Raw genomic sequence first — 13,457 nt, forward strand, 5'->3', positions numbered from 1 at the left:
TGAGCCACAGAGAGTTCATTTGCCGGCAAACCGTCGCTCCCACAGATCCATCCCACAGACTAATTCTCGCCACACCTCATCCGTTCTCCTAAACAGATAACCAATCGAGGTAAGTGCGGTGACAAAGCTGACACTGCTGTGCCTGCCCTATTCGGGCGCCAGCGCCATGGTCTATAGCCGCTGGCGGCGCCAGTTGCCGCCGTGGCTGCACTTGCAGCCGGTGGAGTTGCCAGGGCGGGGCGCCCGTTATGACGAACCCTTGCAGACCGACATGCGCGCCCTGGCCCTGCAATTGGCCAGGGAACACAAGCCGTCCTTGCACGGCCCTTACGCCTTGTTCGGTCACAGCCTGGGGGCGTTGCTGGCCTGCGAGATGGCCCATGCCTTCCGTGCGCTCGGTGCTGCGGAGCCGGTGGCGCTGTTTGCTTCCGGCACGGCGGCCCCGACGATGCGCAGTGACTATGACCGTGGCTTCGCCGAACCGCAGAGCGACGAACAGTTGATCGATCAGCTGCGCACCTTCCAGGGCACCAGCGAGGAAGTGTTGGCCAATCAGGAATTGATGAGTCTGACACTGCCGATCCTGCGCGCCGATTTCATGCTCTGCGGGCGCTTCCGTCCGATGCAACGCCCACTGCTCAAGTGCCCCGTGCATGTGCTCGGCGGCAAGGAAGACAAGGCCACCACCGAGCAATTGATCGGCTGGAGCCAGGAAACCCTGGGCAGTTTCTCGGTGGACATGATGACCGGCGGGCATTTCTTCATTCATGAGCATGAAGCCAAGGTGCTGCGGATTATCAAAAATCATCTGGATGTCCATCACCGACGTCATGCGCAGCTGGCCGCGCCGGTTTTTTAGCGCGCGCGGTTCACTTTATCGAGTGTTAACAGGAGGCCCGTCATGGGTGTTGCTGTGGGTTTTGCCGTTCGGCCGTTGCTGCCGGCGCGGGGTCGCTTGCCGCTGTTGGTGGAGGCGACCGAGCCGAATACCAGTCTGTTGGCGGTGTTCGATGAATTGAATGAACTGGTGGATGAGCATTTGCTGCGTGACGGCGGCATTCTGTTTCGCGGATTCCAGCTGGACGGCGCCGAGCAGTTCCGCCAATTCGCCGCCGGCTTCGGCCATCCGCTGCTCAATTACGAGTTCGGTTCGACGCCGCGCACCAACGTCACCCAGGGGGTTTACACCTCCACCGAATACCCGGCGCATCAGAGCATTCCGTTGCACAACGAGCAGGCCTATTCCCGGGACTGGCCGATGAAAATCTGGTTCTACAGCATGATCGCTGCTACCTCGGGCGGCGAAACGCCGATTGCCGACAGCCGGGAAGTCTATCGCCGCATGCCTGTCGCGATTCGCGAGCGCTTCATCAGCAAGGGCCTGATGTACGTGCGCAATTTCGGCAACGGGCTGGACGTGGCTTGGGAGCAAGTGTTCAACACCGAAGACCGCGACGTGGCCGAGGCCTACTGCAAGGCCCACGGCATCATTTGCGAGTGGAAGGACGACGGAGAATTGCGCACCCGCCAGACCTGTCAGGCGGTGGCGCGTCATCCGGTGACCGGTGACATGGTCTGGTTCAATCAGGCTCACCTGTTCCACATTTCCAACCTGCAGCCGGAGGTGCGTGAAACCCTGCTGGACATCGTCGATGAGGAAGACCTGCCGCGTAACGTCTACTACGGCGACGGCTCGCCCATCGAGGATGAGGTGCTCAGTGAAATTCGCGCCGTGCTTGATGACTGCGCCATCAGCTTTCCCTGGCAGGAGGGCGATGTGCTGATGCTCGACAACATGCTCTCGGCCCACGCCCGCGCGCCCTTCGAAGGCAAGCGCAAGGTGATTGTCGCGATGGCCGAAGGGCATTCCCAGGATGTGCGTTGATCTGATTTGCCCCTGACGCGCCAATCGCCGAAGCCGGTCTTGCACCGGCTTCGGCGTTTTTGTTGCGCTGTCCACTGCTCGGTCTAATGCCTGGTGCGAAATCTGTGGGAGCGGGCTTGCTCGCGAAAGCGGTGTGCCCGGCAACATTAATGTCGACTGACACGCCCTCTTCGCGAGCAAGCCCGCTCCCACAGGTTCTGCACCTCAACTGACTGGCCGCGTTTGTCAGTGCCGCTAAATCATCGCGTCAGCCATTCGTTCTTGTTGATACGACCGGGCCTCCTGGTCACGCCGCCGATCAGCAAGGACCCCATGCATGAATGCCGCAGACGCACAGAAACTCGCCCGCCGTTTTATCGAACTGCCACAGGACAAGCGTCGCTTGTTTCTGGCCGGCATGGCCCGCGAAGGCATCGATTTTGCGCAGCTTCCCATGACCTCCTGTGTCGGGGTCGATGAGCGTGACGGCCTGTCCTATGCCCAGCAGCGGATGTGGTTTCTCTGGCAGCTGGATCCGCAAAGTGCTGCCTACAACCTGCCGATGGCGGTGCGCCTGAGCGGGGCGCTGCAAACCGAGGCGCTGGAGCGCGCGTTCAGCCTGCTTGTCGCGCGTCATGAGTGCCTGCGCACCACCTTCGGCCAGGAGGGCGAACGTGCGTTCCAGCGGGTGGCCGAACCCCGTGACCTGACACTGGCGATCAACGACCTCAGTGCCTTGCCTGAAGAGCGGCGCTGGCCGCAGGCGCAGCAGCACATGATGGCTGAAGCCACTCAGGCGTTCGACTTGCAGCAGGGACCGCTGCTGAGCCTTCGCCTGTTGCGCCTGGCCGAACAGGAACACGTGCTGCTGCTGACGTTGCACCACATCATCGCCGATGGCTGGTCGATGAACATTCTGATCGACGAGTTCATGCGCACCTACGATGGCTTGGTGGCGGGGCGGCAGCCGACCTTGCCGGAATTGACCGTGCACTACCGCGACTATGCCTTGTGGCAGCGCAGCTGGCTGGAAGCGGGGGAGCGAGAGCGTCAGCTCGATTACTGGCGCACGCAGTTGGGCGAAACGCAGTTGGGTGAAGAGCCTCCGATCCTCGAATTGCCCACCGACCGTGCCTATCCGGCCCAGTCCAGCCACCAGGGCGCGCGCCTGGAAAAAGTCATCGACGGAGCCCTGCGCCAGGAACTGAAAACCCTCGCCCAGCGCCAGGGCGTGACGCTGTTCGTGGTGCTGCTGGCGGCTTTCAAGACCTTGCTGCACCGCTACAGCGGCCAGACCGACATCCGCGTCGGCGGCTTGATCGCCAACCGCACCCGCAGTGAAACCGAAGGCTTGATCGGCTTTTTCGTCAATACCCAGATCCTGCGCAGCGAGGTCACCCCGCAGACCCGTTTCAGCGACCTGCTGCAGAGCCTGCGTCAGGCGGCGCTTGGCGCCCAGGCCCATCAGGAGCTGCCGTTCGACGCGTTGATCGAAGCCCTGCAACCGGCCCGCAGCCAGAGTCACAATCCGTTGTTTCAGGTGATGTTCAACCACCAGCCGCTGGTGACCGATCTGCAGGACGTGCGCCTCGATTGCGGTTTGCAGGTCGGCTATCTGAGCGAGCAGCAAATGGTCGGCAGCGGGCGTCAGCATGCGGCTACCAGCGACCTGATGCTCGATACCCGGGAGGAGGGCGAGCAACTGTTTGCCGCGTTCACCTACGCCACCGACCTCTTCGATGCACAAACCATCGCCGCGTTGGCCGAGCATTGGCACAACGTGCTGGTGTCGGTCTGCCGTGATCCGCAACAACCGCTGGGCGAGGTGGCGATGCTCGGCACGGATGAGCGCGAGCGCTTGATTCAACCCGTCGCCATCCCGGCGCTGCTGCCCGGCATGCCGCAGTTGTTTGAGGCCCAAGCGGCGCGCACTCCCGACACCACCGCAGTGATCCTGGCGGGCGATCAGTCGCCCTCACTCAGCTATGCCGAACTGAATGCCCGCAGCAATCGTCTGGCCCATCAGTTACGCGCCAAAGGCGTCGGCCCCGATGTGCTGGTCGGTGTGGCGTTGGGCCGCTCGCTGGAACTGGCCGTGGCGTTGCTGGCCGTGCTCAAGGCCGGCGGCGCCTATGTGCCGCTGGACCCGCACACCCCGGCCGAACGCTTGCGCCATGTGCTCGATGACAGCGGGCTGAAACTGTTGCTGACCGAGAGCCCGCTGCTGAGCAGCCTGCCGGCGCTCGACGGCATCGACTGCCTGTGTCTGGACCGACTGCCGGACGGCGACGCTGCGAGCCAGGACAACCTGCAAGTGACGGTAGATCCGCACAACCTCGCGTACGTGATTTACACCTCTGGCTCTACCGGTCGGCCGAAGGGTGTGGCCGTCAGCCACGGCGCGTTGAGTGAATTCATTGCGCGGGCGATCGACTACAGCGACTTGCGCGAAGGCGATCGCGTACTGCAATTCGCCACCAGCAGTTTTGACGGTTTCGTCGAGCAATTCTTCCCGCCGCTGTGCCATGGCGCCTGTGTCGTCCTGCGCGATGCGGGCCTGTGGGACAGCGCGACGTTGCACGAAGTGATCGTCGAACAAGGCATTACCCTGGCGGATTTGCCGGCCGCTTACTGGTACTCGGTGGTGCAGGATTACGCGGCCAACCCGCCTGTCCACTTCGCTGCCTTGCGTCAGATTCACGTGGGCGGCGAGGCGATGGCGGTGGACGGGCTGCGCCTGTGGCAACGCGCCGGGTTGGGTCATGTGCGTTTGCTCAACACCTACGGCCCGACCGAGGCGACGGTGGTTTCGACTATCCATGATTGCAGCGCATTGACCGCCGAAGCGGTGTCGTGGCGTGGCATTCCGATCGGTCACGGTCTGGAGCAACGCCGGTTGTACGTGCTCGACGACGATTTGAATCTGTTGCCGCAAGGGGCGGTGGGCGAGTTGTACATCGGCGGGCCGGGCCTGGCCCGTGGTTATCACCGACAACCGACGCTCAGCGCCCAACGGTTTATCGCCGATCCGTTCGCGGTCGGTGAGCGCCTGTACCGCACCGGCGACCGTGCCCGACTGCGGGGCGATGGCGCGGTGGAGTACATCGGCCGCGTCGATCACCAAGTGAAGATTCGCGGGTTCCGCATTGAGTTGGGGGAAATCGAATCGCGGTTGCAGCAATGTCCGGGGATTCGTGAGGCGGTGGTGCTGGCCTTGCCCCTGGTCGGCGGGACACAACTGGTGGCGTATCTGGTGGTCGATCAGGGCGTGCTCGGCAGCGCGGCGGAGCAGGTGATTCTGCGTCAGCAAATCAGGACCTCGCTGCAGAGGAATCTGCCGGACTACATGGTGCCCGGCCACTTGCTGCTGTTGCCGCGCCTGCCCCTGACCCCCAGCGGCAAACTCGACCGCAAGGCCCTGCCGATCCCCGATCCGAGCCAATTGCAGAGCAACTATCGCGCGCCACAAACCGACACCGAACAGGCTCTGGCACAGATCTGGATCGAGGTGCTGCAAGTGCCACGGGTCGGTGTCGATGACCATTTCTTCGAGTTGGGCGGGCATTCGTTGCTGGCCGCGCAAGTGATCGCGCGTATCAAAAGCCAGTTGGGCGTGGTGCTGCCGTTGCGCAGCCTGTTCGAAACACCGCTGCTGGGCGATCTGGCCTTGGAACTGGCCGCGCTGGCAGACGGTGCAAGCGATAACGACTGGTCCGACATGGATCAGTTCATGAGTTCTTTGGAGGGAGTTGAAGTATGAGCGGCAATATGGCGGAGCGTATCGCTAAAAGGTTCGTCGGTTTGCCGCTGGAGCAACGTCGACTGTTTCTCGCCAAACTGCGCGAGGAGGGCAAGGACTTCAGCCTGTTGCCGCTGCCGGTCAGTCGTCACGACTGCGCGGTGATCCCGCTGTCGTTTGCCCAGCAGCGCTTGCTGTTTCTCTGGCAGCTCGACCCGCAGAGCGCCGCGTACAACATGGCCGCCGGCCTGCGCTTGCACGGGCAGCTGAACGAGGCCGCGCTGTTGCGTTCCTTCGATCATCTGGTGGCGCGTCATGAAGTGCTGCGCACGGTGTTCCAGACCGACAACGACCAGCCGAGCCAGATCATCCTCGAGCAGCAGAGCGTGCCACTGCAACGCGTCGATCTGTCGAACGGCGTCGTGCAAGAACGTGAAACCGAGCTGGCGCGGCAGGTTCAGGAAGCGGCGGCGCAACCGTTCGACTTGCTCCATGGGCCATTGCTGCGGGCCAGCCTGTTCCGTCTGGCCGACGATGAATATGTGCTGATCGTGAGCATGCACCACATCGTCTCCGATGGCTGGTCGATGGACGTCATGGTCAAGGAATTCGTGCAGTGTTATCAGGCCTTCAGCCTGGAGCGCGAACCGCAGTTGCCGGCGTTGCCGTTGCAGTACGCCGACTACGCGATCTGGCAGCGTCGCTGGCTGGAGGCCGGCGAGGGCGAGCGGCAACTCGATTACTGGCGTCAGCAACTGGGTGAAGAGCATCCGCTGTTGGACGTGGCGGCGGATTTCCCCCGGCCGCTGACCCAGAGTTTCGAAGGCCAGACCCTGAGCTTTGATTTCGGTGCGGATCTGTCCCGGCAGTTGAACGGCTTTGCCCGGGCTCAGGGCATCAGCTTGTTCATGCTGGTGCTGGCCGGGTTTTCGTTGTTCCTGTCGCGTCTTGGCGGCGAGCGCGATATTCGCGTCGGCGTGCCCAATGCCAACCGTGGGCGCTCCGAGGTCGAAGGGCTGATCGGCTTCTTCGTCAACACTCAGGTACTGCGTTGCCAGGTCGATGAGCGCGGCAGCTTCGTCGATTTGCTGGCCCGGGTTCGGGAAGCATCGTTCGGTGCCCAGGCCCATCAGGAACTGCCGTTCGAGCAACTGGTGGATGAACTGGTGCCCGAGCGAACCCTGGGGCATAACCCGTTGTTCCAGGCCAAGTTCAACCAGAACGTCGGCATGCAGACCCAGCGTTCGATGAACCTGCCGGGCCTGAGCGTCACCGAGTATCCGCTGGACAAAGAAGGCACGCACTTCGATCTGGCGCTGGACATCACCGATGACGGCACGCTGATCCACGGGCAAATGACCTACGCCAGCGACCTGTACCAGCACTCGACCATCGAGGCGTTCATTCCGACGCTGCTCGGTCTGTTCCGCGAATTGCTCAGCGCCCCGCAGGCGCCGCTGCACAGTCTTGCAACCACACCTGTGCAACCGGCGCTGGCGCCACGGCAGCCGGCAGAATCGGTGTTGCAGCAATGGGAGCGTCAGGTGGTCACACAGCCTGAGGCGCTGGCCGCACGCTGTCTCGAACGAACCTTGAGTTTCCAGGCGCTGGATCAGGACGCCAATCGCCTGGCCCACTACCTGCGTGCGCAAGGTTTGCAAAACGGGCAGCCAGTGGCGGTGCTGATGGAGCGCTCACTGGAGTGGCTGACCTGTGTGTTAGGGGTGATCAAGGCCGGGGCGGTGTACATGCCGCTGGACGTCAAGGCGCCGGCCGCGCGATTGCAGCAGATGCTCGCAGGCGCGCAGGCGAAAGTCCTGCTGTGTGCCGCAGGCGACGCGCGGGAAAGCACTCTGGCGGTCGCCGGTTGCCAGGGGCTGGCCTTCGCCCCCGAATGCTGGCAGGACCAACCGACGACGAAGCCTTCGCTGATAGTGTCGGCGGATGCAGCGGCCTATGTGATTCACACCTCCGGCTCCACCGGCCAACCCAAAGGCGTGCTGGTGAGCCACGGCGCTCTGGCCAGTTACGTGCGCGGTGCGCTGGAACGTCTGGCGCTGGAGCCAGCGGCGAGCATGGCGCTGGTCTCGACCATTGCGGCGGACCTGGGATTTACCGTGCTGTTTGGTGCCCTGTGCTCCGGGCGCCTGTTGCATGTATTGCCGGAGGAGCTGGGCTTCGACCCGGACCGGTTTGCCGATTACATGGCCGGGCACCAAGTGGGCGTGTTGAAGATCGTGCCGGGGCATTTGGTGGCGCTGATGCAAGCGTCCCGGGCCGCCGATGTATTGCCGCAACACGCATTGATCGTGGGCGGCGAAACCTGCTCGCCGGCATTGCTCGAACAAGTGCGGCGACTCAAGCCGGGCTGTCGGTTCATCAACCACTATGGCCCGAGTGAAACCACGGTCGGCGTGTTGACCCATGAGCTCAAGGATCTCGACTCGGGTGCCCGCAGCGTGCCGGTCGGCCGTCCGTTGCCGGGCGCGCATGTCTACGTGTTGGACGATGTGCTCAACGCGGTCGCCGATCAGGTGGCGGGCGAGCTGTATATCGGCGGCGACAGTGTGGCGCTGGGTTATCTGGGGCAGCCGGGGCTGACCGCCGAACGCTTCCTGCCGGATCCGTTTGGCGCTGTCGGCGCACGGGTGTACCGCAGCGGTGACCGGGTGCGCCGCAATCGCCAGGGCGCGCTGGAGTTCATCGGTCGTGCCGACGACCAGGTCAAAGTGCGCGGCTATCGGGTGGAGCCGGCGGAAGTCGCCCGGGTATTGCTGGGCCTGAACGGCGTGAGCGAGGCCGCGGTGCTGGCCTTGCCGCTGGACGGGGATGAAACGCGCCTGCAACTGGTGGCGTACTGCGTGGCCGCGCCTGACTTGCCGTTGAATGTCGACGCCTTGCGCCAGCAGTTACAGGCCTGCCTGCCGGAGTACATGGTGCCGGCGCAGATCGTGGTGCTGGAGCGCCTGCCGCTGACCGCCAACGGCAAACTGGACAAGCGTGCCTTGCCGGCGCCGGGGCTGGTGACGCAGCAATTTGTTGCCCCGGTGGGCGAGATCGAACAGAAGCTCGCTGCCATCTGGGCCGATGTATTGAAGCTTGAGCTAGTGGGCAGTACCGACAACTTCTTCGAGCTGGGCGGTGATTCGATTCTCAGCCTGCAAATCATCGCCCGGGCCAAACGCCAGGGCATCAAGCTGAGCCCCAAGCAACTGTTCGAGAAACAGACCATCGGCCAGTTGGCGGCGGTGGCCAAACTGATCGAGAGCAAACCGGCGGCCAGCGTGGCGCAGAAAGTCAGCGGCGAGCTGCCGTTGTTGCCGATCCAGGCCCGCTTCTTCCAGACCGACATTCCCCAGCGTCATCACTGGAACCAGTCGGTGATGCTGCAACCGCAAATCCCCCTCGATGCGACCCATCTGCACAACGCATTGGCCGCCCTGATCGAGCAGCACGATGCGCTGAGCCTGAGTTTCCAAGCGACGGGCGAGATTTGGCAGGCGACATTCCAGGCACAGCGCCACACAGACCTGTTGTGGGTGCGGGCACTGGACGACCTTGCCGATTTGCCCGCGCTGGCCACCGAAGCCCAGTGCAGTCTCGACTTACAACAGGGCCGGCTGGTGCGCGCGGTGCTGGTGAACTTGCCTGACGCAACACAACGTTTGCTGCTGGTGATCCATCACCTGGTGGTGGATGGCGTGTCCTGGCGGGTGCTGCTGGAAGATTTGCAGCAAGCCTATAGCGCATCGGCGGCTGGCAAGGCGATTGTCCTGCCGGGCAAAAGCAGTTCGCTCCAGGCCTGGGCGCAACACCTGCACCGTTACGGGCAAAGCGATGCCTTGAAGGCTGAGCGCGATTACTGGCAGCGCACGCTGGAGGGCGATAACAGCGACTTACCGAGGGACTTCCCCGAGACCGTCCAGACTCGTCGCCAGGCCGCTCGGGCCACTTCACGCCTGAACAAGACACTGACCCACGCGCTGCTCAAAGTGGCACCGGCCGCCTATCGCACCCAGATCAACGATCTGCTGCTGACGGCCCTGGCGCGGGTGTTGTGCGACTGGAGCGAACAGGATTCGGTGCTGATCCAGCTCGAAGGCCACGGCCGCGAAGACCTGTTCGACGACCTCGATTTGAGTCGTACCGTGGGCTGGTTCAGCAGTTTATTTCCGGTGCGGCTGACCCCACAGGCAGAGCCGGGCACTTCGTTGTGCGCGATCAAGGAACAACTGCGAGCGGTGCCGGGCAAAGGCATCGGCTACGGCGTGCTGCGCTACCTCGCAGGCTTCGAACCGCTACGGGAATTGCCGCCGCCGCGCATTACGTTCAACTACCTCGGCCAGTTCGACGGCGCGTTCAGTGCCGCTGATGGCGCACTGTTGGTGCCGGCTGCCGAAAGCACCGGTGAGCATCAGAATGAAGATGCGCCCTTGGGCAACTGGCTGAGCGTCGATGGCCAGGTCTACGGCGGTGAACTGGAATTGAGCTGGACGTTCGGCCAAGGCATGTACCGCCCGCAAACCATTCAGGCGCTGGCCGATGCTTATTGCCATGAACTGGAACGACTGATCGAACATTGCACTGTCGGTGAACATGCCGGAGTCACGCCGTCGGATTTCAATCTGCTGAGCCTGACTCAGGCGCAACTGTCGGCGCTGCCGGTGCCGGCACGGGATATCAGCGATCTCTATCCGTTGTCGCCGATGCAGCAGGGCATCCTGTTCCACAGCCTCAACGAACCGGACGGCCCGGCCTACACCAACCAGTTGCGGGTCGATGTACGGCAGCTCGACGCCGAGCGTTTCCGTCAGGCCTGGCAGCAGACGCTGGAGGCCCATGAGATTCTGCGCACGGTATTCGTCTGGCCCGAGGATGCTGACGCGCCGGTGCAGATTGTAAGGCAGACAGTGCAGATGCCCATGACCGTGGAGGACTGGCACGGTCGTGATGACCTTCACGCAGCGCTCGATCAGTTGGCCCGAGAGGATCTGGCCGCCGGTTTCAAACTGGACCAGGCGCCGCTGTTGCGCGTGTTGCTGGTGCGAACCGCTGAAGCGCAGCATCACTTGATCTACACCAGTCATCACATCCTGATGGACGGCTGGAGCACTTCGCAATTGTTCGGCGAAGTGTTGCAACGCTATGCCGGCATGACCCCGGCGGCGGTTCCGGGTCGTTATCGTGATTACATTGAGTGGCTGGGCCAGCGCGATACTCAGGCCAGTCGCGAGTTCTGGACGTCGGCATTGGCTGACCTTCAGGAGCCGACCCGCCTGGCCAGCGCCATGCCGGTCAGTCAGACGTTGGCCAGCGGTTATGCCGATTACCAACATGTGTTCAGCGAACAACAAACCGGCGACCTGAACCGCTTCGCCCGCGAGCAGAAGGTCACCCTCAATAGCCTGATGCAAGCCGCGTGGCTGGTGCTGTTGCAGCGCTATACCGGCCAGGACACGGTGGCTTTCGGTGCGACTGTGGCAGGTCGTCCGATGGACTTGCCCGGCGTCGAGCAGCAGATCGGCCTGTTCATCAATACCTTGCCGGTGGTGGCTGCGCCGTCCGCCGAGATCCCGGTCGGCCAATGGATTCAACAGGTGCAGAGCCTCAACCTGGCCCTGCGCGAACATGAGAGCACGCCGCTCTACGATATTCAGCGCTGGGCGGGGCAGGGCGCGGGCGCGCTGTTCGACAGTATTCTGGTGTTCGAGAACTACCCGATGGCCGAAGCGCTGGCCCAAGGCTCTGCCACTGGTCTCGAGTTTTCCGCCCTCTCACGTCAGGAACAGACCCACTATCCGCTGACGCTGGTGGCGGTCACCGGTCGTGAGTTGACCCTCGGCTTGAGCTTCGACCAGGCCTGTTTCGATCACGCCACCATCGCCGACCTGAGCACCCAGCTCGAAGGCCTGATGATGCAATTCATGGCGCACGCTTCGCAGCCTCTGGGGGCGTTGCAACTGCTGGATGGCGCACCGCGTCAAGCGGCTGTCGACTGGGGCAAGGCCGCGATCACGACGCTGGATTCGCGCAACGTGGTCGAGCGGATCGATGCGCAGGTACAACGCCAACCGCAGGCCGCAGCGGTGTTGTTTGCCGAGCAGACCCTCGATTACCGCACCCTGGACGCCCGGGCCAATCGACTGGCGCACAAGCTGCAAGCGCTGGGTGTCGGGCCGGAAGTGCGGGTGGGTGTGTGCATGCGCCGCACCCCGGACATGCTGGTCGGGCTGCTGGCGATCCTCAAGGCCGGCGGTGCCTACGTGCCGCTGGACCCGGAGTATCCGCAAGAGCGCTTGCTGCACATGCTCGAGGACAGTTGCGCGACTGTGTTGCTGACCGAAGCCGCGTTGCAGGCGATGTTGCCCGAGGCGTTGCCGTCTCAAGTGTTGCTGGTCGAAGAGGGCGCCGAGTGGCTTGCCGGGTATCCGACCACGGCGCCGGTCAGCCGCATCGGTGTGCAGAACCTGGCCTACGTGATTTACACCTCCGGCTCCACCGGCAAACCCAAAGGCGTGGCGATCTCCCACGCTAACCTCGCGGCGCTGATCCAGTGGTCGCAGGGTGTTTACCGCGATGAGCAGATGCGTGGCGTGCTGGCCTCGACTTCGATTTGCTTCGACCTGTCGGTGTGGGAAATTTTCGTCACGTTGGCCAGCGGCGGTTGCATGGTGCTGGCGGACAACGCCCTGGCGCTGGCCGAATTGCCGGCCCGTGAGCGGGTGACGCTGATCAACACCGTGCCGTCGGCGATTGCCGCGCTGCAACGGGCCGGACAGATTCCGGCGTCGGTCACCACCATCAATCTGGCCGGCGAGCCGCTCAAGCAGACGCTGGTCGATACGCTGTACGCCAGCACATCAGTCAAACAGGTTTATGACCTGTACGGGCCGTCGGAAGACACCACCTATTCGACCTTCACCCTGCGCACCGCCAACGGCCGGGCGAACATTGGGCGGCCGCTGGACAACACCGTGGCCTACCTGCTCGACAGTCAGTTGCAGGTGTTGCCGGCAGGGTTGGCCGCCGAGTTGTACCTGGCCGGTGCCGGTGTGACCCGAGGTTATCTGCTGCGTCCCGGCCTGACTGCGGAACGCTTCGTACCGGACCCGTTCGCCACTAATGGTGAGCGGCTGTATCGCACCGGCGATCTGGTGCGCCAGGGGCCAGACGACACGATAGAGTACATCGGTCGTGCCGATCATCAGGTGAAAATTCGCGGCTTCCGCATCGAGCTGAGCGAGATCGAAGCCCGATTGCTGGAGCAGCCCGAGGTGCGCGAAACCGTGGTGCTGGCGCAGGAGGGCGCGGCGGGTAAACACCTGCATGCCTACGTTGTAGCGAGCCAGCCGGGCAGTTTATCGTTGGTGGAAAGCCTGCGGGCGGCCCTGGCCAATCGTTTGCCGGCGCACATGGTGCCGAGCCATCTGCACGTGATCGACGCGCTGCCGCTGACCCCCAATGGCAAGCTCGATCGCAAGGCCCTGACGGCGCTGGGCGGCAATCCGACGCTGCAGCGTTACGAAGCGCCGCGCACCGATCTGCAATGGGAAGTGTCGACCGTCTGGCAAGAGGTGCTGGAAGTCGAGCGCGTCGGCCTGACGGACAACTTCTTCCAATTGGGCGGGCATTCGTTGCTGGCGACGCTGGTGGTGACCCGGATCAAGGAACGCCTGGGTGACAAGGTGCCGCTCAAGGAGCTGTTCGAAGCCGATACCTTGCAAGCGTTCTGCACCCGCATCGAAGCGTTGCGCGTCGATTTATCACCGGTTCAGGACGAATTGGCTAAATCCCTGGAGGCCCTCAAACGTCTATCCCTCGATGATCTGGAAAAACTGATTTCTTGAGGGGAAC

4 protein-coding genes are annotated in these 13,457 nt (G+C 63.2%); all 4 read left to right on the plus strand.

All coding sequences use genetic code 11. From position 1 onward, the window contains the following. Positions 1–118 precede the first annotated feature (118 nt). The 4 genes from IB250_RS04805 (at position 119) to IB250_RS04820 (ending at position 13,450) form a co-directional block, all read left to right on the plus strand. Positions 119–859 carry a thioesterase II family protein gene (locus IB250_RS04805; RefSeq protein ID WP_192343228.1) on the plus strand — a complete coding sequence of 247 codons (741 nt, stop codon included), beginning with the start codon at positions 119–121 and terminating at the stop codon, positions 857–859. A gap of 42 nt (positions 860–901) precedes the next feature. Next, positions 902–1,885: a TauD/TfdA family dioxygenase gene (locus tag IB250_RS04810; protein ID WP_192343229.1), complete on the plus strand. Its 984-nt coding sequence runs from the start codon at positions 902–904 to the stop codon at positions 1,883–1,885. A gap of 316 nt (positions 1,886–2,201) precedes the next feature. Continuing rightward, entirely contained in the window at positions 2,202–5,624 is a 3,423-nt protein-coding gene (locus IB250_RS04815; RefSeq protein ID WP_192343230.1) for a non-ribosomal peptide synthetase, read from the plus strand. Next, entirely contained in the window at positions 5,621–13,450 is a 7,830-nt protein-coding gene (locus IB250_RS04820; protein WP_192343231.1) for a non-ribosomal peptide synthetase, read from the plus strand. Before IB250_RS04815 ends, IB250_RS04820 begins: the two co-directional genes overlap by 4 nt. Positions 13,451–13,457 lie beyond the last annotated feature (7 nt).

The sequence above is a fragment of the Pseudomonas sp. PDM09 genome (genome assembly GCF_014852305.1).
Classification (GTDB): domain Bacteria; phylum Pseudomonadota; class Gammaproteobacteria; order Pseudomonadales; family Pseudomonadaceae; genus Aquipseudomonas.